Consider the following 26,533-nt stretch of genomic DNA (forward strand, 5'->3'; position numbering starts at 1 on the left):
TTTACTAAATATTCGGCAATATACTATATAAACTTATTTATAGCCTTTGCAACTCCAGAGTTGTTATTTGTATCTGTAACATATCCTGCAACTAGCTTAACTTTATCTTCTGCATTTCCCATTGCTATTCCAAGTCCAGCATATTCTATCATTGAAAGATCATTTTCATTATCACCAATGCAAATTATTTCTTCTCTACTTATTCCATAAAAATTCGCAAGCATCTCTACTGCTCTACCTTTAGTAACACCTTTAGGCATAACTTCAAAATTAAATTTATTAGAGCTTACAACATCAAATCTATTAAGTTTCTCTATTTCATGCCTAAGCAGGGTAAGTTTATCTATATCTTTTTCAACACAAATACATTTTAGGATCTCTCCTGTATTTTTGCTCAAAAATTCCTCCATGCTATTAGGCTGAAGAAGTTTTACTCTTTTTTCTTCTGGAAGTTCTTCATTAAATTTATTATAAGTATAATTTTCTTCAAATTTTTTATTAGATATAACTGTATTATAAGTATTAAAAAACATAGTAACATCATATTTTTCTACTATAGTATATATATCCTTTGCATCCGCATTTTCTAAATAACATTCATAAATAACATTATCATTATCTTTTTCTCTTATATACCCTCCATTTGATGCTATTAAAGGTGCCTTTATACCTAACATATCTGAGTAAGCTAATGCACTTGCAAACAGTCTTCCTGTGCATATTGCTATTTTAACTCCTGCTTCACTTGCTCTTTTCATTGCACTTATATTTTCTTCACTTATTTTTTTATCATCATCAAGTACTGTTCCATCCATATCTACACATATTAACTTATACTTCATTAAAATTCCTCCATACATTTGTCAAAGTCATATACATTCTATCACATTTTTAAAATCAGTTATATATACCCCATAACAACAAAAGAAGATGACACATTAAAATCATCTTCTTATATTTATTTAATTCTACATATTTTCAACGTATAATTTACAAACTCCACTCCAAGTTTCATTAGGTTTAATAGTTTTAAAACCTGATACGCTTCTATCTAATTTAACATTAGGAGAATTTATAATGCTTGATTGTGGCTCTATGCAAGTATAATTTTTATCTCCCATATCATTCCATATAACAAGATATTTATATTCTTCACTCATTTCATAAACAACTCTTGTATTTTTAGAAGCATCTTCAATACATGCACCTCTAAAACTTTTGCCATTAAGATCAATATCCTTTAAAGAAAATAATGATTCTATAGGATGTTTAGATACTTGAACACCTTCGTTTAAGAATTCTTTTTGTTCGCCTTCTGGCTCAAAGCTTTCTAATGTAGGGAGATTTCTTGAATCTTGTTTCCAAAACTTATCTATTGAAATTTTAACTCTGCAGTTGCTATCTTTACTTCCATCTATAAACGGAACATTAAACGCACTATGGTATCCAACTGATACAGGCATTTCTTCACTACTTAAATTTACAACACTTGTAGTTTGCTTTAATCCATCTTTAGAAAGTTCATAACTTAATTTAAACTGAAATTCATGAGGAAAATATTTATATGCCTCTTTATCTTTATTAAAATCAAAAATAACTTCTACTACAGCTTTATCTTCTACGATGTCTTTTTTAGCTAATGTCCACTTACTGTTTTTAATAAAACCATGTATGTAATTATTATTTTTAGCTTCATTTATAGGGAACTTATATGTTCTTTCTCCTACTTTAAAAGTACCATCTTCTATTCTGTTAGGAGGAAATAAAACTGGAAGCCCATAAACTTGTGGTCTATTTTTAAAATCATCAAATTTCAAATCTTCTTTAGGTGTTCTAAGCACGCTTACATTTTTATCATTATTTTTTAACTCTACAACATTTCCACCCACATCCGGTATTATAAGTGCCTCATATCCACCTGCGGCAAAACGTATACATTTATGCTCATCCCACAAAATTTCTTCTTTTATCCATAAATTATTATTCATTACCTTCATCTCCAATTTTAAATAGCTTATGAAACTACAACTTAAAATCAGTTAAACCTTAATATACATGTTTAATAAGGATGTTGATTTTTAACTTTACATGTATAAGTTAGCTTTTAACTTTTTTATTGCAGCTTCATAAGCTCATATATTTTAGAAGTTAGTTATAGCAATCTATTAATTAAATTACATAGTTAGCGTTGTTGTTTTTATTATAGCGTTACGCCATTTTTAAATATTGAAATTTCTCTTATGCCGTTCTTTTCATTGTTTGCCATGCTTCCGCCAGCAACTGATATTATATAATTGACAAAGTCTTTAAGAACTTCATCCATGGATCTATTTTCTAAAAGTGCTCCTGCATTAAAATCTATCCAATTTTTCTTTTTATTATATATATCTGAGTTAGTTGATATTTTAACAGTTGGAACAAAAGTACCAAATGGTGTACCTCTACCAGTTGTAAATAGCACAATATGACAGCCTGCTGCTGCAAGACCTGTTGATGCTACTAAATCATTACCTGGTGCACTTAAAAGATTTAAACCTTTAATATTTAATGTTTCACCGTACTTAAGCACTCCAACTACTTCTGAACTTCCTGATTTTTGAGTACATCCTAATGATTTATCTTCTAATGTAGTTATTCCACCTGCTTTATTTCCTGGAGAAGGATTTTCATATACAGGTTGGTTGTAACTCATAAAATATTTCTTAAAATCATTTATTAAACTTACCGTTTTTGCAAATACTTCCTCATCTTTTGCCCTATTCATGAGAATTGTTTCTGCTCCAAACATTTCAGGAACCTCTGTAAGTATAGTTGTTCCACCTTGAGCTATTAAAAAGTCGGATAGTTTTCCTAAAAGGGGATTTGCGGTTATCCCTGAAAAACCATCTGATGCTCCACACTTAAGTCCTATTTTAAGTTCTGAAAGAGGTATATCTTCTCTTTTATCATTTTGAACTTTACTATACAATTCTTTTAAAAGTTCACATCCTGAAGCTACTTCGTCTTCTACCTCTTGAGAAACTAAAAATCTTACTCTCTCTTTGTTGTAGCTGTGAAGTGATTCCTTAAAACTGTCCATAGTATTATTTTCACAACCAAGTCCAAGAACTAAAACTCCTCCTGCATTAGGATGTTTTACTATGTTACCTAAAATTGTTCTTGTGTTTTTGTGGTCTTCACCAAGCTGTGAACATCCAAAATTATGTTTGTATACATATACTTCTTTAAAATTAGTTTCACTTTTAAATCTATCAGCTATTAAATCAGCTATACCATTTACACAACCAACAGTTGGAACTATCCATATTTCATTTCTTATTCCTACTGTGTTATCTTCTCTTCTATAACCTTTAAAAGTTAAATTTTCATTTTTAAATGGATTTTCAAAGTTTTGTTTATTATACTCATAATCCTTTATTCCCTCTAAGTTGGTTTTAATATTATGAGTATGCACCCACTGACCTTCATTTATATCTTCTAATGCATGACCAATAGGAAATCCATATTTACATATGTTAGAATCTTTTTTTATATCTTTAATTGCAACTTTATGACCCTTTTTAATTGCCTCTTTAACTGCAACTACTCTTCCATCTACTTCAAGCGAATCACCTTTATTTAAATCATTTAAAGCAACTGCAACATTATCATTTTCATTTATCTTTATAAAATTTTTCATGAAGATATACCTCCATTTATAATTACATTACAGACTTTACAGCCTCTTTCATTCCTAATTTATCTATTTTGATTAAGTTTTCAGTAACAGCATCTGTTAAACCTTCAACATTATTTAAGTTCATTTTCCAGTTCTTTTCATATCCTAATACTGTTTCTACTATATTTCTGTATGAAGCATCGCTGCCGTCAAATTTTGACCATAATTCTTTATATAATGCTAAAACATCTTCTCCATCAGCTAATTTTATGTCTTCTTCTCCTCTTTTACCTTTATAGAATTCTATAAGAGCTGCAAGTGAGAATACAAGTTTCTTTGGAAGCTGACCCTTTCTCTTTGTATATTCGAGAAGAGAAGGTAAATCTCTAGTTTCAAATTTTGGCATTGAATTTAAAGCTATACTCATTAGATAATGATTTACAAAAGGATTTAAGAATCTTTCAAGTACAGCACCTGCAAAATATTTAAGTTCATCTACTGGAAGATCTAATGTTGGTATTATTTCATCATATACTAAATCTTTTAAGTATTTGCCAATAACTTCATCTTCAACTGAATGTCCAACTGTATCTAAGCCATAAAGATAAGCTACTGGAACTAATGCTGTATGTGCTCCGTTTAATATTCTAACTTTTCTTGTTCTATAAGGTGTAACATCTTTAACTACTTGGATGTTTACTCCTGCTTTTTCAAAAGGAAGAACATCTTTTATCCATTCTGGTCCTTCGATTACCCATAAGTGGAATTGTTCTCCTACATCAACTAAGCTATCTTCATAACCTAATTCTGCATGAACTTCATCAATTGTATCTCTAGGATATCCTGGAACTATTCTGTCAACAAGAGTACAGCAGAAAGTATTAGCTTCATTTATCCAATCAGCAAACTCTTTTTCTAAATTCCAAACTTCAGCAAACTTAAGGATAGTTGCTTTTAATTTTTCTCCGTTTCTATCTATAAGTTCACAAGGTATAATTAGCATACCTTTTGATTTATCACCATTAAATGTTTTAAATCTTCTATATAAAAATGCAGTTAATTTTCCTGGGTAACTATTTTGACAAGTATCTCCTAATTTATCATTTTCATCAAAAGCTATTCCTGCTTCTGTTGTATTTGATATAACAATTTCCATTTCTGGATTTTCTGCTAGTTTAAGATATTCTTCATATTCACTGTATGGATTTAATCCTCTAGTTACACAGTCTATTACTGAATGTTCTTTTACAGCTTTTCCTTCTTTTAAACCTTGTAAGTATAATGTATATAAGCCATCTTGTTCATTAAGCATATTAACTAAACCTTGCTCAAGAGGTTGTACAATAACTACTCCTGCATTAAAATCTGCTAGTTTATTCATTTTATCAACTTGCCAATCAACAAATGCTCTTAAAAAGTTTCCTTCACCGAACTGTACTATTTTTTCAGGATACTTTTTAAATTCACTAAAATTACTTCTATTTAATTTCATACTTGTTCCTCCCAATTTTTATTATGTTCACGTGTTCAAAAATGATACTGGCATTTTTTCTTTTTTTATTTTTTTATAGTAAAATTGTATTCATTTATATTATACCACATTTTGAACACGTGAACATTTAAATTATAAAAAATTATTTTTAAGCTTTTCTAGCCTCTAATTCTTTTATCATTTCATTGTATTTCTTGTCTGAAAGATTATATAAGAAAGCAACTATTATTGCTGCTACTAAAAGCGCTACTGCTGGATATGCCATTAACAATGATTTTATTCCTAATAAAGTTTCTGCAGATTGTTTTTTATTAGCCACATATCCTACAAATCCAAGTCCCCAACCTGATAGAAGTCCTGCAATTGATTGTGCAAGCTTTCTTGAGAAGTTAAATACAGAATAAGTTATACCTTCTCTTCTAGTTCCAGTTCTCCATTCACCATAGTCTATACTATCTGAAACAAAAGCCCAAGTTATTCCATTAGGAATACTTATACCTATAAAGCCAATTGCTAATAGTATTGTGAAAGTATATATATTTCCTGGAAGAAGAAAGTTAATACTATCTGCAACAACACTTACTAAAAATCCTATTATAGCTGTTCTCTTTTTACCAAACTTGCTAACTAGTTTTGGCATAGCTATAACACCTAAAACAGCACATCCTATAGTAAAGAAATTTATGTATGGTAGTAAACTAACATTTCCAAGATTGTATTGACAGTAATAAACAATTAATGAACTTCTTATATTATAAGCTGATATAGAGAATATTGTCATTAATATTAAAGTTAATAAAGCTCTATTTGTAAATACAGTAACTACAATTGATTTTGGTGTAATCTTTTCTCTTTTAACGTTTTCAGCTGGAGTCACTACCTCTCTAGTATTTTTGTATGTCATATAGAAAGATATTATTCCGATTACCCCCATTACTCCTGCAACTACTGGAAAACCTATTCTTGGATTTCCAAACATTAAAACAAGTGGCATAAATATAACACTAGTTATAAGAAGTGCTCCTGAAGAACCAACTTGTCTAAATGCAGCTAAAGAAGTTCTTTCTTGAACATCTTGAGTTATAACTGATCCAAGCGAACCATATGGAACATTTGTAAATGAGTATCCAAGTCCCCAAATCATATATGTTATGTATGCAAATAATAATTTTGAAGTAGCTGTTTTACCTGGATTCGTAAAAGTTATTACCGTAAGTATTGCAAGTATTATACTGGAAACAAACATAATCGGTCTAAACTTACCGTGTTTACCAGGTTTTCTCGAATCTACTACAGTTCCTGCTATAGGATCCATAAATGCGTCAAATATCTTTGTAAAGAAAAATATACCACCTGCTGCACCTGGAGCTATCTTAACAACGTCTGTATAAAACTTCAACAGGTATGATTGTCCTAAATCGAACATGAACCCATTTCCAAAATCGCCAAGTCCATAGGATATTTTCTCCTTCAAGGTTAACTTTTTCATGATTTAATCCTCCAATTATTATTAGAAAGTTAATTTTAGCCAAATTACTTATTTAATTTTTTAACAGAGTCTCTTACAATAAGCTCTGTACCTATATAAATCTTCTTTTTATCAAATTTTGCTTCATCAATTATATCAAGCATCTTATTTGCACCTACTATACCAATCTCTTTTGATGGCTTTCTTATTGTAGTTATTGCTGGAGTAACATACTCGCAGAATATACTACCATCAAATCCAACCAAAGAAATATCATCTGGCACTCGTAACCCTTCAAGTCTAATCGCTTTTATCGCTCCCACTGCCATATCATCATTAGAACAAAATACTGCAGTTGGTCTATCTTTCAATTTCAAAAATTCTTTCATGGCAGAAAAACCACTTTCAACATCGTAATTTCCAACTTGAAAATACTCATTTTTAATTTCAATTTTATTATCAATTAAAGCATTAATAAATCCTAATTTTCTATATACCGATGATTTAAAACCAGTTTTACCTTCTATAATAGCAATTTTGCCATGTCCATTTTTTATCAAATATTCGGCAGCTTTATATGCGCCATCCTTTTCTGCAGCAATTATATTTATAACGTTTTCCTCTTCTATCTCCCTATTTAAAACAACTATAGGTATTTCCTTATTAATAACGTCATATATAAAAGAATTATCACTTTCACTTTGACTTACTAATATTATTCCATCAAATCTCTTTTTAGATATATAATTAAAATCATTACAATTATCTATTCCCTTAATAACCAAATTATAGCTTTCTTCTATAATACTATTTACACCTTCTACAATTTCGTGAAAGAAGTTTGGAGAAGTACCCTTACTTATACTAGAAAAGAAAAGCCCTATATTATAAGATTTATTTAATACCAAGCTTTTAGCATTAAAATTAGGAACGTAATTAAGTTTTTTGGCTATCTCTAATATTTTCTTTTTTGTTTCTTCGTTTATCACGGGACTATTATTTAGTGCCCTTGAAACGGTAGTATGAGAAACATTTGCTATTTTAGCAATATCCTTAATAGTAACACTCATTTTACACAACACACCTTTCAAGTATAAGAAATCAAAAACAAAACTTAAGTTATATATGCTAAATAATTTTTTAACATATATAACTCAACTTTTTAATTAATTTCCTCTATAAACATATTAGCATATTCATAATATAACACAATAGTCCCTAAATAAACTATTTTTTTATTACTTTAAAATAAATTTATTGTAAACCCATTCCAAAGTAATTATTAGCATTATTAAAGCATATATCTTTTGTTATTCTTCCGAGTAATTCCATATCGTTTGGTACTTCACCATTTTCGACCCATTTTCCTATTAAGTCGCAAAGTATTCTTCTGAAGTATTCATGTCTAGTATATGATAAGAAACTTCTTGAATCAGTAAGCATTCCAATGAAAGTACTGAAAGCTCCTAAGTTTGCAAGTGTTTCCATTTGTTCTACCATACCATCTCTATGATCATTAAACCACCATGCAGCTCCAAATTGAATTTTTCCAAATGCTTCTGTTCCTTGGAAACATCCAAGTAAAGTTCCTATAACAAAGTTATCGTTAGGATTTAAGCTGTATATTATTGTTTTTGGAAGTGATCCTTCTTTTTCTAATGAATCTAAGAATCTTGAAAGTGGACCAGCAACTTCATTATCATTAACTGAATCAAATCCTGTATCAGGTCCTAATTTATTGTACATACGACCATTGTTATCTCTTTTAGCATTCATATGAAGTTCCATTGCCCAGCCTAAGCTTGCATATTTCTTTCCTAAGAATTTCATAGTAAATGTTCTAAATTTAGTTTCATCTTCGAAGCTAACCTTTTCTCCTTTTAAAGCTTTCTTAAATATAACGTCAACTTCTTCTTTTGATGCTTCTATATAAGGCACATAATCTAACGCATGATCTGAAACTCTTCCACCAACTGAATGGAAAAATTCTATTCTACTATCAAGTGCTTCTAAAAATGCACTATAATCCTTTATATCCTTCTTTGAAACTTCTGCTAATTTGCTAACCCAGTCAGTATATCCATCTTTATTTATTCCAAGAGCCTTGTCTGGTCTAAATGCTGGAAGAACTTTTACATCAAAGCTTGTATCCTCTTTAAGTTTCAAATGATATTCTAATGAATCTATTGGATCATCAGTTGTACAAATTGCTTTAACATTTGAATTTTTAATAATTTTTCTAACAGTAAGTCCATCATTTAAGGCTTTATTTGCTTTTTCCCATATTACAGGTGCATTTTTTTCATTTATAACTTCATATACACCAAAGTATCTCTGCAATTCTAAATGTGACCAATGATAAAGAGGATTTCCTATAGCAGTTTCTATAGCTTTAACATATGCTAAAAATTTATCATAGTCTGATGAATCACCTGTTATGTATTTTTCATCTACTCCTGAACTTCTCATAAGTCTCCACTTATAGTGATCACCATAAAGCCATACTTCTGTTATGTTTTTAAACTTTTTATTTTCACATATTTCCTGAGGACTTATGTGACAGTGATAATCTATTATAGGCATATCTTTAGCAAAATTATTATACAAATCTTCTGCTACCTTCGTTGAGAGCATGAAATTTTCATCCATAAATTTTTTCATAAAAATTCTCCTTCCTAAACTAACGGATAATAAGAGAAACCTGTTAACGTTACCAAGTTTCTTTACTTTAATTATATACCTTTAATTTTAAATATCAAGACTTTTTTGTGAACGTGAACATTTTTTTTGAAATTTAATATTGCAATTTGAGTAATAATGTTTATTTTTAAGTTTAATTGTATTTTTATGTATACTTTTGTAATGTTTTATGCTGTTTTATCTACATTTTTTTCATAATTACAAACCATTCTACCCATCTTCAATTTAATAATTAATTATATTGAAAATACCTTACATTTACATTGTATACCTTTTCTTGTTAACGTATGCATAATATATAAAAAAACATTCATGAAGAAATAAATCTTTAATGAATGTTTTAAATTTGGTGCGGATAACAGGATTTGAACCTGCACGATTTCTCACTAATACCTGAAACTAGCGCGTCTGCCAATTCCGCCATATCCGCACATACAGTAAAACTATGCAGTTTTTTCTATATTATACTACTTTAGATACAAAATTTCAAATTTTCTATTGACTATAAACATCATTTGCTATCATGTCCTTAGATTTTAACACTCCATTTTGATATGCTTCCAAATACACTTTAACTTTAGGAACAGAGTCTGAATAGTTTTCACTTGTAACTTTATATTTTTCGCTTAAAAGACTGGCATCGGAATAAATATTAAAAGTCACACATCCTCCATCTGTACTACCTTCTATATATAAAGGAAAACTTAGTGTATTTTTAAATTTATAATCCAATGTTCCATAATCTACAGTCGCATCATATCCAAGGGATACATAATGAGAAGGTAAAGTATGATGATGTCTTTCCGTTGCCTTTACTCCAGCGGTTAAGACAGCATTATATAAGGTAGTAGATACTTGACATATTCCCCCACCAAGTCCCATATCTGATTTATTTCCTACTAAAACAGGTGCCGACTCATAACCTTTTATAGCCGTTCTTTCTCCCACAACACCATTAAAACTAAATACATCTCCTGGCATAAGAATCATACCGTTTATTGCCTTTGTTGCAAGAAATATATTGTGAGCACGCTCTTCACTAGATAATGATGCATATTCTGTGTTAAAAGAACTTATGAGTGTATTGATACTTTTTAATCTATCTCCAGTAGTTTTTGCTTTAACAGCATCCATATTTATCTTTATATTATTATTATCATTATTTTGTATTGTATCTTCAACATCCTTTTTGAGCTTGTCTTCATTTACCTTTTTACCATCTTCATCTGGTATTATTCTAAATCCTTCACCTGCTCTGATTACCGTTGCATTCTTAGGTTCCTTATTCAAGGAATTACTTACATTTTTCACCCACTCATTAAGAGCTTTCTTATCACAAGTCATTTCTACTTTAACTTCAATTTTTTTAGGATTTTTTATTAGTCTATATCTATCATATATGCTTAAATCTTTACCATAATTAAATGCTGCATCAACAGCCTTATCAATATCATATTTCACATTTACATCACTGTATTTAAGCTGCATTGTTTTATTTTCATCAGCTATTAAATTAATGCTTTTATTTTGTACTATCTTATCAAATTCTTTTTTTACAATGTTTTCTGCCTGTTTTTTACTTTTGCCTGATACATCTATGTTTTCAATACTAATACCATTATATATAGATTTCTCCCACCTTTGAACTTTTATGTATATACCAATTAGTACTATAAAAATTATAATTATTGCACCTGAAACTGCACTTACTAATATTTTTTTCATAACTTTCACCTCTGATACTTAATACTACTTTCACTTTCCTTACAATTATACTATAAAATGGTTCAATAGTATTCTCTTAATTTATAAATATTTGAAAATTTCATTGTCTTTGTGTAAAATAATCAATAAGGAGTTGATACAATGTATAATTCTCAAAAATTAAAAGATTTTCTAAAGAATTTATTAGAAATACATAGCCCTTCTGGGTATACAAGTAATATAGTAGAGTACATGAAAAAAGAATTTACCAATCTCAAAATAAGCTTCAAAACAACAAACAAGGGCAATATAATTGCTACCCTTCCTGGAAAAAATGCAGATTTTGAAAGAACGATTTCTTCTCATCTTGATACTTTAGGTGCAATGGTTAAAGAAATAAAATCAAGTGGAACTCTCGCTCTTACGCCTGTAGGTGGCTATATGCTTAACTCAATAGAAGGTGAAAACTGTTTAATTTTCACAATTGATAATAAAAAATATACAGGTACAATACAAACAATAAAACCTTCCGTTCACATTCATAGCGATAGTTACGATTTAAAAAGAACACAAGAAAATATGGAAGTAATATTAGATGAAAAAGTTTTTTCTAAAGAGGATGTTGAAGCTCTTGGAATTAATGTAGGTGATTTTATATGCTTTGATGCAAGGACTAAATTTACTGATAGTGGTTTTGTTAAAAGTAGGCATCTTGACGATAAAGCCAGTGCTGCAATAATGCTATATACCTTAAAATATCTTTCAGAAAACAACATAGCTTTACCTTATACCACTAATTTTTATTTTAGTACATACGAAGAAGTTGGACATGGTGCTTCAAATCTTCCAGAAAAAACAAAGGAACTTCTTTGCATTGATATGGGAGCACCTGGTACAGGTCAAAACTCTTCAGAATTCACAACCTGTATATGTGCAAAGGACTCTTCAGGGCCTTATGATTACGATTTTAGAAGAAAGTTAATCATGCTATGTAAGGATAAAAATATTCCATATAGAATAGATACCTATCCTCATTATGGTTCTGATGCTTCTGCTGCCTTAAGAGGTGGTTATGATATCAAAACCGCTCTTATAGGTACCGGAGTATACGCTTCACATGGATATGAAAGAACTCATATGGACGGTATTATTGCAACTTTAGATCTTCTTATAAATTACTGTATAAATGAATAGAAAATATGCGTCAAAACTATTTTATATGTTTTGACGCATATTTTTATTCTCTATGTTCTTTAAAATATTTGCAATTCTCTTTTAATCCGCAGCTTTCACACTCAGGTTTTCTTGCTCTACAAAGTTGCCTACCATGCCATATTAAAGCATGATGCATTGTTGACCAATCTTCTTTTTTAATATTTTTCATAAGCTGTTTCTCTGTATCATATACATTTTTACTATCAGCAATTCCAATTCTATTTGAAACTCTAAATACATGAGTATCTACAGCTATAGCTGGTATACCAAAAGCATTTGACATAACTACATTAGCAGTCTTTCTACCAACACCTGCAAGACTCGTTAATTCTTCCAAGCTTCTAGGAACTTCTCCCTTAAATTTATCTATAAGACCTCTTGAAGCTTCAAGTATATTTTTGCTCTTATTCTTGTATAACCCGCAGCTTTTAATTTTTTGCTGCAGCTCCTCTTCTGTAAGAGTTAACATTTTTAGCGGTGTATTGTACTCTTTAAATAATTCTTTTGTCACCACATTTACTCGTTTATCTGTGCATTGTGCACTTAGTATTGTAGAAATCAAAAGTTCATATGGTGTATTAAAGTTAAGAGCACACTTAGCTTCTGGATACATCTTATAAAGTATCTCTACTATTTTTTGTACATCTTTACTTTCTATTTAAAGCACCTTCTTTATATCAGAATATACTCCCCTATAACTTTCTGGTAAGAGCTCTGCAATTTTATACATAGCATTATCAAGAACTCTTTTCTCGTAATCCTTCTTACTTTCATCTCTGCTTCTCTTATCAAAATAAAATGGTTTGCCTATACTAATTCTAACCTTTGCATGTTGAAATTTTTCATTATGCATATTGCCTTTCTTATCAATAGGCAAAAGTTTTTCACTTCCACACACACCTACTGGTACTATAATCGCCTTACTTAACTTGGCTATAAATAGCGGTCCTCTTTTAGCCTCTATCATAGTTCCTGTTCTACTTCTAGTACCTTCTGGGAACATTAATACATTATGCTTATTCTTCAATATATCTATAACCTTATAAATACCGTCTTTATCGGCAGTATTAGGTTTTATTCCAGTTGTTTTAACACAATAAGTACCTAGATTAGTAGTAGCATCTCCCTTTAATTTAACTCCTGCTACAAAAGTAACATCATAATCCTTCAATGCTCTATTTAAAACTAGTGCATCGGAATTACTAAGATGATTACATATAAACATCATAGGTTTATCTACTCCATCTAAATTTTCTATCCCGTTTACACTAATATCAGCATACTTATTTAAATACATATTTGAAATTTTTCTTCCTAAAAAACCAATGCAACGATCCGGTAGTAATTCAATAATTCTAGCTACTACAGGAGAAACCATATAAAATTCCACCTTTCAAAACATTCACTTAAAATTTAATTTTATAAATTTACACATATCAAACCCTATTATAATTTAAATTTTATCAAAAGTCTAATGATAACTATTCTCTCTATATTATCTAATCGAAAACAAAATCGAAACAGCCTAAACCATTTCGATCTGATTACATTTTCAATATATGACTTTTCTATTTATTACAATACTCATCAAAGTCTATCACTTTTTGTTTTTTGTTACTGGGTATTACTATTTTAGCTGGAATCCCAACAGCTGTACTATTAACCGGAACATCTTTAAGAACAACAGCATTTGCTCCAATCTTGCATCCATCTCCAAGATTTATAGGTCCTAACACCTTAGCTCCTGCACCTATGAAAACATTATTTCCAACAGTTGGATGCCTTTTCCCTGTTTCTTTTCCTGTTCCACCAAGTGTAGAACCATGATACATAACAACGTTGTCTCCTATTTCCGCTGTTTCTCCTATGACAACCCCCATACCATGGTCAATAAAAAGTCCCTTTCCGATTTTAGCTCCAGGATGAATTTCTATTCCCGTAAAACCTCTGACAATTTGAGATAATAGTCTTGCCATAAAAAACATTCTATGATTATAAAACACATGTGCAATTCGATACCACATAAGTGCATGTATTGACGGATATAATAAAAAAACTTCAAGCCCGCTTCTTGCTGCAGGATCATTCTCTAAAACTCTATTTATATCATATCTTACTGATTTAAACATCTTCGCACCCCTCATGATTATATAATAAAAGACTTTGCCTCAATAGAGACAAAGTCATATTTCCATTCCACTCTAAATCAAAAGCACACATTATGCTCCGATACTATAACGGGTATTACCGCACCATCCTACTGAACTTTTCAAATGATGTACTCCAAAGCGCACTTCATGAAGTTTCCATTTAGGAATATTCCAGCAAACAACTATTCCCTCTCTTAAAATTTCCACTACATTACTTTACTTTATCAAAGCATTTCTGACCATTTTAGTAAGAATTAACTCTAATTTCATTATACCCTTTATTGGATTTTTGTCAACTTAATTTTATCTACAAAATCTATGTTTACCAATAATAATTATAAGTGGTCTAGACCATATCCAATTACTTGTTGCTGTTGCTGGATTAAAATAATAAATTGCACCACCAGAAGGATCCCACCCATTAAGTGCATCTCTTGCTGCTCTAATAGAATTCGGCTCCATATTGGCATGAATTTGGCCATCTACTATTGCTGTAAAAGCTCCTGGTTGATATATGACACCCGCAATTGTTGATGGAAATTTAGGATTTTTAGTTCTATTTATTACTGTTGCACCAACAGCAACCTGCCCTGCATAAGGCTCACCTCTTGCCTCACCATTTATGAGTCTAGCTAAAAGATTTAAATTTTGATTATAACTTGAAGTACTACCTGATGCTACAGTAGGTGTTGAAGTCATTCCTAATGCTGCCGCTGTAGCATTACCTACTATACCATCTACAAGAATACCATTTTTAGTTTGAAATTTTTTTACCGCTAAATATGTTTGATATCCATACACTCCATCTATACTCCCCGTATAATATCCCCAATTTTTAAGTTTGGTTTGAATTTGAGTTACTGCACTTCCGCTTGATCCGTACTTATATGTAGTAGCATTTACTGCATTATTATAAGGTAAGAACCACACATAAACAATAAAATATGACATTAATACAGCCAAACTAAGCACTATGCTTCTCTTATACTTTAAAATCCCCTTCACAATTCTCCCTCCAGTAAATAAAATATAATCTTAATATCAGAAAGCCAAAATAAAATCCAACTTATATAACTTATTTATTGGATTGGTTTTCTTTATAAATTATTTCAAACATATTTTGTTCAAAAAATAAAATTTTAATACATACATATAAATTTAAATATTAAGATACTAATTTTATACGGTAGAAAAATAAGCAAAAATATATGCATAAATCTACTTATAAATAGATTTATGCATATATTTTTGCTTACATAAAATTGCCTACAAAAGCCAATACCGTTAATATAATTATTAAACCAACAGTAAATTTAGCTATAAAATTTTGAAATTTATTATTTGTATGCCTTCCCATAATTTCTTTGTCATTTACAAGCTTTATCATAAATATTAATACTACAGGACATAAAACTCCAGCCATTTGTTGAGTAAATAATATGATACTTATTAGAGATAAATTAGGTAGTAAAACTATAATCACACTTGTTATTATCATAAAAAAGAATAATCCGAAAAACACAGGTGCTTCTTTAATCTTATTGTCTAGTCCACTTTCAAAACCAAACGCTTCACATACCGCATATGAAGTAGATAACGGTATAATACAACAAGCTAAAAAGGAAGCTCCAAACAAACCAATTCCAAATAGAATAAATGAATACTGACCTGCAAGAGGTTTAAGTGCTGATGCTGCATCTTGTGCACTGGATATAGACATATGTGCCTTAAATAATGTTTCTGAAGTACATATTGTTATAAAAAGAGCTGTCGCTATTCCCCATATTGTTCCTAAATATACATCAAGCTTTTCGTATCCATACTCCTTTAAAGATATTCCTTTATCAACTATTGAGGATTGAAGGTAAAATTGCATATATGGAGTTATTGTAGTTCCAACCATGCCTATAAGATCAAGCCAATAACCTTTGTTTAGACTTCCCCTTGGATTAAATATATGCGAAGTCACATTAGACCAATTTGGTTTTACCATAAATGCTGTAATAACATATCCGAAGAACGTAAGTGTCAATAACAAAAATACCTTTTCAGCTTTTGAGTAATTACCTTTTGTCATTATAACCCAAATCATTATTGCAAGTATAGGAACAGATATATATTTATTTATATTAAACAATTGCAAACTAGCAGCAATCCCCGCAAAATCAGCTATGCAAACTCCTAAATTTGCTATTAACAGAACCGTCATGGCAAAGAAAGCTAACTTAACACCATATCTCTCTCTTATTAAATCCGATAATCCCTTTCCTGTAACTACCGCCATTCTAGCATTCATTTCTTGAACAACAGCAAGTCCTATACCTATTGCAAGTAATCCCCACAGCATTGAATAACCGTATTTAGAGCCTATTACAGAATAAGTAGTTACCCCCCCTGCATCGTTACCCGCGTTTGCAGTTATAAGACCTGGGCCAACAATACTAAAAATCAACAATAATCTACTAAACTTCTTTTTCATACGCTCACCCTCTTAGCCCACTTTTTTAAATTTCTTTTTCCATGTTGGCAATAGTACCTCATCTATTAAATCATTTACTAGTATAATTCCACATATTTTATTCTCATTGTCAACTACTGGGAGCGATATAAGATTGTATTTTGATGATATTTCTATAGCTTCATCAAGTTTATCCGAATCTTTAACAAATGCAAGTTTTTTATTCATAACATCTTTAAGCTTTTTTTCTGGAGGCATAAAAAGTAAATCCTTAAGTGATATATAACCTTCCAATTTCCCTTCATCATCCGTTATATAAATAAAATATATCACTTCATCATCAGGATTCATTTCACGTACTATTTCTAAAGTTTCATTTAAGGTTATGTTTACATTAAATGAAATAAAATCTTTATTCATTATACTTCCTACAGTTTCTTCTGCATATCCCATGAGAGCTCTTACTTCTTCAGCATCTTCTTTTTCCATATTAAGTAGTATTTTTTCAGCTGTCTCTTCATCGACCTCATCTAAGATATCCGCAATTTCATCATTTGGCATACTATCTAATACTTCACTTTTTTTATCATCACTTAAATTTTCAAGTATATCCGCTTGAATATCTGGATCTATTTCTTCCAAAATATCTGCTGCCAAATTTTCATCAAGACTTTCAAATACTTTTTTTCTATACTTAAAATCCATGTCTTCAAGTATATCTGCTAGATCTGCCGGATGCATAGTTGACAGCTTCTGGTATGGAACTGTTAATTTTAAATTATCATTAACCATTTCTAAGGATTCAACATCATTCCACATTATATAATTTTCCATAGGTTTTCTTTGCGCTAATTTATAAAATCTATATATAAGCCCTTCAATTCCAAGTCTCCTACTTAATGCCATAAACCCTGTATCAACTGCTATAACTTTAAGTTCACCAACCATCTTTGCCATTCTCAAATCATTAACCCGTACGAGTTTTTTTCCGTTTATATCAACTATTTGCTTATCCAAAAGATTTTTAGACAACAAATAGGAATATTTCCTCATCATTGTGTCTTTAACTGCTTTAACTTTTATATAAATTCTTCTGCCTTCATCTTCTTTGTAAAAATCTATTGTCTTAAATTCGTAGTTTATATATTCTCCACTTTTTTTCACTTTATACCCAATTGCTCTAGGATAAGCTTCATCAGCAACAACATATATATCCCACAATCTACCTACATATTCACCATATTCATCATACACTTTCTTATAAAGTATTTCGCTTAAAAAAAAGTTATTTAATAATTTTTGCATACCAATCATTCCTTTCAAAATTTACTGAAGTATTCCACTTAATGTAAATCGTTTTTTTGTATTACAGTAATAGAAAGTTATGTTCTATCTCTTAGTTTTGAAGAGGAAGATTGGAATTTAATATGTCTATTCTAATAAGTTATATGAAAAACATTCCTCAAATTCCTCTTCTGTTATAAAATTAAAATCGTCCTCGCTCAAATGAGGGCCACTTTCCATAAAAACTCACTCCTTCTTACATTTTGGCATAAAAAAAAGCCATCAAAGGCTCGCTCAAAAATTCTAATAATAAAATTAGACAGTAGAGCTTTAGCACTATATAGCTTAGATCAGAATACAATCCAGCTACGTTAGATAAAACCTTGATTCGGTAATATCTGTTGACCCAAGTTGGCATCTCTCGATGTTTCTGGGCAGTAGCGTATATCTATATAGGAGCCTCACCTAACAAAAACTTTTCTTACTATTATAGTATTATTAAAAGTCAGAAATATATACTGATATTTTAGAATTACAACAAATAAATAACATACCTTTAACAAGGTAAAGTAAAAGAATACATCCTATTACAATATATTCGTTTAAATTCGTACTATACTTTTAATTATAGTATAAAATGTGAATTTTTCAACCTAAAAATAAAAAACTTCTTTAACTTAGTATATTCTTCTCATAATTTATCAAATTATCTTACGTTACTCAAAAATATGATTTTTCTAATTTATAGGCATTAAATTATTTTTTTAACATTTAAACATATATTTAATTAATAAACTTGCAATTTTGTCTCACATTTGATATCATTATAAAATATCGAACTACTTAATTAATCAGAAATGAAAAAAGGAGGCTATTCTTATGAATTTTGCAGATACTACTTTCGTCTTTTTATCAACAGTTTTAGTAATGTTAATGACCCCTGGTCTTGCCATGTTTTATGGGGGAATGGTTAAGACTAAAAACACATTGAGTACTATGATGCACAGTTATGCCTGTATGATTATAATATCTCTTCAATGGGTTTTAATAGGCTATTCAATTGCATTTGGTCCAGATATTTCAGGTCTTATAGGAAATTTACAGTACGCACTTTTACATCATGTGGGTTTTAAACCTTTCGCTCCATATTCTAGTACTATTCCCCACAGCTTATTTATGATGTTTCAATTAATGTTCGCAATTATAACTCCTGGTTTAATAACAGGTGCTTTTGCAGAAAGAATAAAATTTCCAGCATTTATACTTTTCATACTTTTATGGGCAACCTTAATATATGACCCACTTGCACATTGGGTATGGGGTGATGGCGGTTGGATAAAAAAACTAGGAGCTATAGATTTCGCTGGTGGAACTGTAGTACACATAAGTTCTGGTGTTTCCGGTCTTGTAGCCGCTATAATGATTGGAAAAAGAAAAAATATAAAAACATCTCCAAACAACCTTACTTTAACTTTTATAGGTGGTGCCCTTTTATGGTTTGGTTGGTTTGGCTTTAACGCAGGAAGCGCTCTAGGTATAAATGCTGTAGCCATGAATGCCTTTATAACAACTAATACAGCAGCTGCTGCCGCTGCCGCTGCATGGATTGCTTGTGAATGGTTTATTACAAAACGTCCAACTGTTTTAGGTGCTTTAACTGGTACTCTTGCTGGTCTTGTTTCTATAACTCCAGCATGCGGATTTGTAACTGTAGGTTCTTCTCTAATAATAGGTATCCTGGGTGGAATCATATGCTTCTTCTCAGTAAGCTTTCTTAAGAAGAAATTTAAATATGATGATGCATTAGATGCTTTCGGATGCCATGGCGTTGGTGGTACATGGGGAGCTATAGCAACCGGAATATTTGCTACCAAAGCAGTTAACTCAGGTGGAGCAAATGGACTTCTTTATGGAGATCCTTCACTTGTTTTAAAACAGCTTATAGCAACTGGTGCAACTTATGCTTATTCTATAATCGGAACAATCATAATTATTAAATTAGTAACATTAGTATTTAAAATACGTTCAAGTGAAGATGAAGAACTTCAAGGTCTTGATATTTCTATTCATGGTGAAAGAGCTTATCATATAGATTAGAAATTTTAATATACTACTTTGGTCGTAATTTTTCAATTTTATATTTATGTATTATGGAAATTTTACTTTTAAAGTAGTATATTTATATATAAGCTATTATATTTTATTTTAAAGGAGATGAACTTTTATGGATTACAAAATGAGTAAAATTGACATAGTTACAAGACCAGAAAAATTCGATGAGCTGAAAGATGAGCTTAATAAAATTGGTGTTACAGGTATGACTGTTACAAATGTGCTCGGATGCGGTCTTCAAAAAGGTACACTTGAGTACTATAGAGGAAATCCTGTTGAAATAACTTTAAATCCTAAAATAAAAATTGAAATAGTTGTATGCTCAGTTCCTGTTGAAAAGGTTATAGATGCAGCTAAAAGAGTTCTAAATACAGGAAAAATTGGAGACGGAAAAATTTTTGTATATGATGTTACTAAGGTAGTTAAGATACGTACTGGTGAAGAAAATTACGACGCACTTCAGGACGATAAAGAATAACCTATTAAATATAAAAATAGGGTGAAGATCTTCAAAATTCTTCACCCTATTTTAAATTTCAAATTAATTTTTAAATAGCTTCTCCATATAACCTAAACAAAGCAGTAATACAATCTCTCCAAGCAAGTATTCCGGTATAACTTTAGGCATAACTATAATAGCTATATTTTCTACTATTATAACTAAAATTGCAATCATCAAAAATGAGAACCCTGTCCTTCTTATATTGTTCTTTGTAAAAAATAACCCACATAGAATAAGCATAAAAATAAGAACTATAATTCTGACTGCTGATATTATAACGCTATAATTATTAAAATTAATTAAGTATCCAAAACTATAACTATAAAATGGAATCGCCACTTGTAATGCCTTAAAGCTCAAAACAATATATAAACTTAAAAATGCAATTGAACTAACTAATGCATATACAAAGTTAAATTTAGTACTTCTTGTAAAAACAAAAATCATAAGTAATATAAGAAGCGGAATACTTAATATATCAAGTAGTACAATGGGTCTCATAAAGTATATGTACATTATACTTTTTTTCAAACACATAGTAATTAAAACTGCATACCTTGCCATCAAAACTAATAATAAACCTCTAAGAATTCTTCTTATTTTTATAGGACATTTAGAACTATCTATAAACAAATTTATGCATAGTAAAACAGCTAGTAATAACATTAAAATATAGGCATAAAAGAACACTTTATCCCTCCAAATAAAACTGCTATTTAGGGATTCCTCGTAACTTTCTTCAACTGCATGTACCAAGTTTAAGTATTGAAATTTAGTTTACGTAGGAAAACCTATATCTATTATTACTCTTAATTTTGTCTAAATATTCTTTACACCAAAAATTTTAAGCCCACCTTGTATACAAGAAATTTCTACTGGGAAATCCGGGCCTCTTTCTCCATCTATATCTGTTACTATATCAGGATTACAATTCACAGTAAGCTTATCCGTTTTAAAATATATTATTCCATTTACATCTTCAAGATGCTCACCTTTAAACATCTTAATAAGTATATTTACTATATCCTTAACCATTCCACCCTCTATAATAATTACATCAAGCATACCATCATCTACAGTAGCTTTATATGCAAACTTAAAATTACCAGCTGTTTGTCCGTTGAATACCAACATAAGTATCATTTCTCCATCAAAGTTATTTTGCTCCGACTCCACTTTTAATGATATTCTTCTGAAATTAGGTAATTGTTCTATGCCTTTAACATAATACGCAAGTTTACCCATAGTATTTTTCATATTTACATCAGTCTTTTGAGATACATTTGTAAATAATCCTGCACTTGCTACATTTATAAAGTATTTATCGTTTATTTTTCCGAGATCAATCTTTCTTACCTGACTATTCAAAATTTGCTCACATGCCATTTCAATATCTGCAGGCATGCCTATAAATTTAGCAAAATCATTAGCTGTACCTACTGGTAGTATAGCTATAGGTATATCTAAATTACACTTTTTTATAATATTAACTACATTATCTACTGTTCCATCTCCACCTGCTATAAGAACATATTTATATGTATCATCTATATCTTCAAATGCACTTTCTATACTACAGTTCAATTCTATTCTATGCGGAACTATTGTATATCCATATTTTTGATGCACTTGTATAACCTTATCTATATTATTTATTATTAAATTCTCCCCAGAGAAAGGATTATAAATAAATTTTACTTTGTTCATTCTTTCGTGCCCCCTAAATCAATAAAAGTTACTAATAATATATTATATCATTAATTGGAATAAAGCTACAAGATTAAAACTAGCCTTGTAGCTTTATTTCACTCAAGTTATACGATTACAGGACTGCACATTAGCTTACTCAGAATATATTAAACTTATCTATAAATCGTGGCAACAAGGGCTTGAAATTCCACTAAGAGCTTTTCCCGCTGAACTATTCGTACCATTTTCAACCGCAAAATCACCAAGTGAAATGATACCAACAATTTTCCCATCGCGTACAACTGGAAGTCTTCTTATTTGCTTATCACTCATTATCTTTGTTGCTTCGCTAACATCCATGTCCGGAGTAACAACTACTGGTGTAGATGTCATTATACTTCTTACATTTTCCTTTGAAGCATCTTTTTTATCTGCAACTATTCTTAAAATTATATCCCTATCTGTTATAACTCCTATAACTTTATCATTACTGCATACTGGAATAGCACCTATATCATGATCTCTCATAAGTTCAGCTGCTTTTTGAATGTTATCCTCACCACATATACTTACAACATTTTTTGTCATTACTTCACTTATCTTCACTATAAACACCTCCCAGGTTATTATTGTACCCAGAAAGATTTTTTATATTTATTGTTTACTTATTTTTTTGTGTATAATATATGCTGTTGGTGCTGCCACTGCCACAAATAAAATTGGTAATAAAAATTTTGTTGAAAAATGCCCTTCAAAGCTCTTACCAATAACTGAATAAGCTATCATTTCTGGCATTACTCCCACCAAACTTCCTAAAATAAAATCCCTATATTTTATTTTTGTAAGTCCTGCAGCATAACTTAATGGATCATATGGAAAAATAAATGCAAGTCGCATTAAAAGCATTATAATAAAACCATGTTTATCTAAATTATCATCTAAATTCATAGCTTTGCCCTTTAAGAGCTTATTTACAAAAGGTCTTCCAAGTTTTCTAGAAAGAAAAAAAGCAAAACTTGCAGAAAAAAAACATCCTAGCATACTCAAAAAGAATGCTTTTAATGATCCAAAAATTCCTCCTGCTATAACCGAAAGTGCTGATACTGGTATTATGAGAAGAACAGGCTTTAAAGAATATATAATCACAAAAGCAAAACTTGCATAAGGTCCATAACTTAGTATGTATTTTTTAATTTCACGAGGTTTTAAGTGAAAAATCTTCATAGCAAAATTACCGCCATGCCTAAAATGTCGTTGTTTAACAATTACAAATACTACAAATACTACAATTACCGTCAAAAAAGTATAAATTAGTATCTTTTTTGTTTTATCTTTCATTTTATTCACTCCAAATCACCTACTACACATTAATTAATCATAACATAATAATTAGTAAAATAATATGTTTTTCAAAACAATTTTTGCATTAATAAAAAATTTTATTATCAAAAAATTAATTTCTATGCTATAATATATCTTGTTTATATATACTATTTTTATTAACAATTTAGGAGTGATTTTATATGGCTAAAAGTTCAGTTGCAAATATTTTTACTTTTGGTAACTTATCATGCGGTTTGTTATCCTTAATTATGACTTTAGCTGCATCTTCAACTAATAATGAATATTATAAATTAGCATGTTTATTTATACTTATAGCTGGAATTATAGATAGATACGATGGTAGAGTTGCCAGAGCTTTAAATGTATCAAGTGAACTCGGTAAGGAACTTGACTCACTTGCAGATCTTGTTTCTTTTGGTGTGGCTCCTTCAATACTCGCATATCATCTATGCAATTTTAGTTCTAATTTCAATATTTTAGGATATATTTTTGTATTGATATTCCCTATAGCTGGAGCTTATAGATTAGCACGTTATAACTTATCTACTTTTGATGGAGTATTTAGGGGAATTCCTATAACTTTAGCTGGTATGTTTATGGCTATTTATTCCCTTGTTTATATTTTATTAAATGCACAGCCAAATGCCGTGTTAACTATAGTTATAATGTTTGTGCTTTCTTATTTAATGATAAGTAACATAAAATTAAAAAAATTATAAACATAATAAAAAAGTGAGAATTTATGCTAATGTTCTCACCTTTTTCATGTTAATTTTGGTGGTGGCTTTGGAGGCAGTCTTTTATCACCACAAATATCATTAATGTCTTCTTCGATACATCTTTTCTTAATTCTACATTTAATAACATCTGCTTTTATCTCACAATATTCTATATAATCACACTGACACCTATCAATTGCACAAAGAAGCTCATCTATTATATCCCCTAACTTATTGACTCTATCTAATGCATGCTTTACATCACTTCTTCTTGCTGGTGTAATTTGGTTAAGCTCACAAGCGCCTCCTATTAAAAGCCTATACGAACTAACATATTGTGATAAAAACTCAGATAACTTACTTAAATCACAGCAATATTCTTCAATAGCTTTTCTATTCGTCAAATCAATATACCTACACAAGGACTATCATTAGATTATATTGTATATAAATCATATATATTACTATTTCATTATTTTATTTTTTAGTTCTTGCCCTTTTTTAGTAACCGCCAAGCCTCCAAGTGCAGTTTCTCTAAGTTCACATGGAAGTTGTTTTCCAACTCTATACATAGCAGTAATTGTATCATCAAAAGGAATTATACTTGCAACACCAGCTAATACCATATCAGCTGTTGTAATTGCATTTACTGCCCCTGAAGCATTCCGTTTTGAACATGGTACTTCAACTAATCCTGCAACAGGATCACAGACAAGTCCTAAAACATTTTTTATTACAATAGCTGCTGCATCTAATGCCATCTTAGGTGTTCCTCCCATCATCTCAACTACAGCTCCTGCTGCCATTGCTGCTGCCGAACCACATTCCGCTTGACATCCGCCTTCTGCTCCTGAAAGAGTTGCATTCTTAGCTATAAGCATTCCTATTCCTGACGCTGTAAATAAAGCTTTTGTAAGTTCATCATCACTCTTATTGAACTTTTCTCCTACCGTTAAAATAACTGCTGGTAATATTCCACAAGAACCTGCTGTTGGTGCTGCCACTATTTTTCCCATAGAAGCATTGACCTCAGAGGTTCCAATTGCTCTCGCCATTACCTTTACCATTATACTTCCTGTTATTGTATTTTCCTCCTTTGAATAACTGTTAAGTTTAAATCCATCTCCTCCTATTAATCCACTCATAGATTTAACCTTATTATTAGTACCATACTGAGCCGATGTTTTCATAACCTCTAGACTCTTCTTCATTCTCGAAAATACAAATTCGTAACTTTTTTCACTTTTTAAAATTTCTTCTTCTATTGTATATTCTGCTATACTTAATTTTCTTCTTTCACACTCTTCTACAAGTTTTTCTCCACTATCTACAAACATTTTATTCTCCTTCTACTGATGGATTTATAACTACTACACTGTCTATATTTTTTATTTTTTGCATTTTATCAATAATCTTTTTATCAATTATTGAATCTGTTTCTATAATCATCTTTGCCGAAAGTCCTCTACTATTTCTATACACTTTTAAAAAGGCTATGTTTATATTATTTTCATAAATCATAGTTGTAATCTTAGATATCATTCCCGGAACATCTTTATGAGAAACTATAAGTGTAGGATAATTTCCTGTGAACTCAACTGCATTATCATTTATTTCAATTATTTTTATATTTCCTCCACCTGTTGAAGAACCCATAATTTTAACCATTTCACCATTAGATTTTGTTATTAAAAATTTTACTGTATTCGGATGTACATCTCCCAAATCTGCCTTCTTAAACTCGAACTCAATACCCATATTTTCTGCAATTTCAAATGATGTTTTTATTCTAACATCCCAGGGTTCCATTCCTAATATTCCTGCTACTAGTGCCTTATCCGTTCCATGACCCCTATAAGTTTCTGAAAACGAGCCATGCAAAAGAAAAACAACCTTCCTTGGTTTATTATCTTCTGCTATTATACCTGCAATCTTTCCAAGTCTAACTGCACCTGCTGTATGTGAGCTTGAAGGACCTATCATAACTGGTCCTAATATATCAAACACACTAAATTCTTTCATCTTTTGCCACACCTCA

25 protein-coding genes, 1 tRNA gene and 1 riboswitch are annotated in these 26,533 nt (G+C 30.3%); of the genes, 4 read left to right on the plus strand and 22 right to left on the minus strand.

Annotated elements, in window-relative coordinates; all coding sequences use genetic code 11:
• Positions 1 to 23 precede the first annotated feature (23 nt).
• From CLFE_RS18305 to CLFE_RS18345, 9 genes are all read right to left on the minus strand, one after another.
• The gene (locus CLFE_RS18305; RefSeq protein ID WP_077893813.1) at positions 24 to 842 is read right to left on the minus strand and encodes a Cof-type HAD-IIB family hydrolase; all 819 of its coding nucleotides are present in this window, start codon (positions 840 to 842) and stop codon (positions 24 to 26) included.
• 126 nt (positions 843 to 968) lie between these two features.
• Positions 969 to 1,988, minus strand: a complete 1,020-nt coding sequence (locus CLFE_RS18310) for an aldose 1-epimerase (RefSeq protein WP_077835569.1) — start codon at positions 1,986 to 1,988, stop codon at positions 969 to 971.
• A gap of 212 nt (positions 1,989 to 2,200) precedes the next feature.
• A complete protein-coding gene (locus CLFE_RS18315) occupies positions 2,201 to 3,679 on the minus strand; it encodes a UxaA family hydrolase (RefSeq protein ID WP_077893814.1) in 1,479 nt (492 codons plus the stop codon).
• Between the two features lie 22 nt (positions 3,680 to 3,701).
• On the minus strand, positions 3,702 to 5,150 hold the full coding sequence (locus tag CLFE_RS18320) for a tagaturonate reductase (RefSeq protein WP_077835571.1): 1,449 nt from the start codon (positions 5,148 to 5,150) through the stop codon (positions 3,702 to 3,704).
• A 148-nt stretch (positions 5,151 to 5,298) separates the two neighbouring features.
• Entirely contained in the window at positions 5,299 to 6,639 is a 1,341-nt protein-coding gene (locus tag CLFE_RS18325) for a glycoside-pentoside-hexuronide (GPH):cation symporter (protein ID WP_077893815.1), read from the minus strand.
• 44 nt (positions 6,640 to 6,683) lie between these two features.
• On the minus strand, positions 6,684 to 7,688 hold the full coding sequence (locus CLFE_RS18330) for a LacI family DNA-binding transcriptional regulator (protein ID WP_077835573.1): 1,005 nt from the start codon (positions 7,686 to 7,688) through the stop codon (positions 6,684 to 6,686).
• A gap of 184 nt (positions 7,689 to 7,872) precedes the next feature.
• Positions 7,873 to 9,279, minus strand: a complete 1,407-nt coding sequence (gene uxaC / locus CLFE_RS18335; protein WP_077893816.1) for a glucuronate isomerase — start codon at positions 9,277 to 9,279, stop codon at positions 7,873 to 7,875.
• A 386-nt stretch (positions 9,280 to 9,665) separates the two neighbouring features.
• Positions 9,666 to 9,748: transfer RNA gene (locus CLFE_RS18340), tRNA-Leu, on the minus strand.
• A gap of 65 nt (positions 9,749 to 9,813) precedes the next feature.
• Complete coding sequence (locus CLFE_RS18345) at positions 9,814 to 11,043, minus strand: VanW family protein (protein ID WP_077893817.1); 1,230 nt, start codon at positions 11,041 to 11,043, stop codon at positions 9,814 to 9,816.
• A gap of 141 nt (positions 11,044 to 11,184) precedes the next feature.
• Here CLFE_RS18345 and CLFE_RS18350 point away from each other — a divergent pair, with 141 nt between their 5' ends.
• Positions 11,185 to 12,216 (plus strand): M42 family metallopeptidase, encoded by a 1,032-nt coding sequence (locus CLFE_RS18350; protein ID WP_077893818.1) that lies wholly within the window; start codon positions 11,185 to 11,187, stop codon positions 12,214 to 12,216.
• A 43-nt stretch (positions 12,217 to 12,259) separates the two neighbouring features.
• Here CLFE_RS18350 and nth read toward each other — a convergent pair whose 3' ends face one another.
• The 6 genes from nth to CLFE_RS18380 all read right to left on the minus strand — a co-directional run bounded on the left by nth (position 12,260) and on the right by CLFE_RS18380 (position 18,150).
• Positions 12,260 to 12,895, minus strand: a complete 636-nt coding sequence (gene nth, locus CLFE_RS18355; protein ID WP_077893819.1) for an endonuclease III — start codon at positions 12,893 to 12,895, stop codon at positions 12,260 to 12,262.
• A complete protein-coding gene (locus tag CLFE_RS18360) occupies positions 12,896 to 13,615 on the minus strand; it encodes a lysophospholipid acyltransferase family protein (protein ID WP_077893820.1) in 720 nt (239 codons plus the stop codon).
• Between the two features lie 190 nt (positions 13,616 to 13,805).
• Entirely contained in the window at positions 13,806 to 14,366 is a 561-nt protein-coding gene (gene epsC / locus CLFE_RS18365; RefSeq protein ID WP_077893821.1) for a serine O-acetyltransferase EpsC, read from the minus strand.
• Positions 14,367 to 14,690: 324 nt separating this feature from the next.
• Positions 14,691 to 15,392, minus strand: coding sequence for a spore cortex-lytic enzyme (gene sleB, locus CLFE_RS18370; protein ID WP_077893822.1), 702 nt, complete (start codon positions 15,390 to 15,392; stop codon positions 14,691 to 14,693).
• A gap of 247 nt (positions 15,393 to 15,639) precedes the next feature.
• Entirely contained in the window at positions 15,640 to 16,866 is a 1,227-nt protein-coding gene (locus CLFE_RS18375; protein ID WP_077893823.1) for an Nramp family divalent metal transporter, read from the minus strand.
• A 12-nt stretch (positions 16,867 to 16,878) separates the two neighbouring features.
• Positions 16,879 to 18,150, minus strand: a complete 1,272-nt coding sequence (locus CLFE_RS18380) for a magnesium transporter (protein WP_077835120.1) — start codon at positions 18,148 to 18,150, stop codon at positions 16,879 to 16,881.
• A gap of 287 nt (positions 18,151 to 18,437) precedes the next feature.
• A riboswitch (M-box (ykoK) riboswitch) is annotated at positions 18,438 to 18,609 on the minus strand.
• Between the two features lie 399 nt (positions 18,610 to 19,008).
• Here CLFE_RS18380 and CLFE_RS18385 point away from each other — a divergent pair.
• Complete coding sequence (locus CLFE_RS18385; protein WP_077835121.1) at positions 19,009 to 20,226, plus strand: ammonium transporter; 1,218 nt, start codon at positions 19,009 to 19,011, stop codon at positions 20,224 to 20,226.
• Between the two features lie 127 nt (positions 20,227 to 20,353).
• Positions 20,354 to 20,719 carry a P-II family nitrogen regulator gene (locus CLFE_RS18390; RefSeq protein WP_077835122.1) on the plus strand — a complete coding sequence of 122 codons (366 nt, stop codon included), beginning with the start codon at positions 20,354 to 20,356 and terminating at the stop codon, positions 20,717 to 20,719.
• A gap of 63 nt (positions 20,720 to 20,782) precedes the next feature.
• Here CLFE_RS18390 and CLFE_RS18395 read toward each other — a convergent pair whose 3' ends face one another.
• From CLFE_RS18395 to CLFE_RS18410, 4 genes are all read right to left on the minus strand, one after another.
• A complete protein-coding gene (locus tag CLFE_RS18395) occupies positions 20,783 to 21,433 on the minus strand; it encodes a hypothetical protein (RefSeq protein ID WP_077835123.1) in 651 nt (216 codons plus the stop codon).
• Between the two features lie 129 nt (positions 21,434 to 21,562).
• Complete coding sequence (locus CLFE_RS18400) at positions 21,563 to 22,450, minus strand: YegS/Rv2252/BmrU family lipid kinase (protein WP_077893824.1); 888 nt, start codon at positions 22,448 to 22,450, stop codon at positions 21,563 to 21,565.
• Positions 22,451 to 22,609: 159 nt separating this feature from the next.
• Positions 22,610 to 23,038: a CBS domain-containing protein gene (locus CLFE_RS18405; protein WP_077835125.1), complete on the minus strand. Its 429-nt coding sequence runs from the start codon at positions 23,036 to 23,038 to the stop codon at positions 22,610 to 22,612.
• 48 nt (positions 23,039 to 23,086) lie between these two features.
• Complete coding sequence (locus CLFE_RS18410) at positions 23,087 to 23,770, minus strand: TVP38/TMEM64 family protein (RefSeq protein ID WP_077835126.1); 684 nt, start codon at positions 23,768 to 23,770, stop codon at positions 23,087 to 23,089.
• A 185-nt stretch (positions 23,771 to 23,955) separates the two neighbouring features.
• Here CLFE_RS18410 and pssA point away from each other — a divergent pair, with 185 nt between their 5' ends.
• A complete protein-coding gene (pssA, locus tag CLFE_RS18415; protein WP_077835127.1) occupies positions 23,956 to 24,495 on the plus strand; it encodes a CDP-diacylglycerol--serine O-phosphatidyltransferase in 540 nt (179 codons plus the stop codon).
• Positions 24,496 to 24,539: 44 nt separating this feature from the next.
• On the opposite strand, the gene CLFE_RS18420 is transcribed toward pssA, so the two are convergent.
• The 3 genes from CLFE_RS18420 to sdaAB are packed head-to-tail and all read right to left on the minus strand — an operon-like array spanning position 24,540 to position 26,517.
• Positions 24,540 to 24,899 (minus strand): hypothetical protein, encoded by a 360-nt coding sequence (locus CLFE_RS18420; protein WP_176091495.1) that lies wholly within the window; start codon positions 24,897 to 24,899, stop codon positions 24,540 to 24,542.
• A 60-nt stretch (positions 24,900 to 24,959) separates the two neighbouring features.
• Positions 24,960 to 25,832, minus strand: coding sequence for an L-serine ammonia-lyase, iron-sulfur-dependent, subunit alpha (sdaAA, locus tag CLFE_RS18425; protein ID WP_077835128.1), 873 nt, complete (start codon positions 25,830 to 25,832; stop codon positions 24,960 to 24,962).
• A 1-nt stretch (position 25,833) separates the two neighbouring features.
• Positions 25,834 to 26,517, minus strand: a complete 684-nt coding sequence (gene sdaAB / locus CLFE_RS18430) for an L-serine ammonia-lyase, iron-sulfur-dependent subunit beta (RefSeq protein ID WP_077835140.1) — start codon at positions 26,515 to 26,517, stop codon at positions 25,834 to 25,836.
• Between the last annotated feature and the right edge of the window lie 16 nt (positions 26,518 to 26,533).

This window comes from Clostridium felsineum DSM 794, from assembly GCF_002006355.2.
In the GTDB taxonomy this organism is placed as follows: Bacteria; Bacillota; Clostridia; order Clostridiales; family Clostridiaceae; genus Clostridium_S; species Clostridium_S felsineum.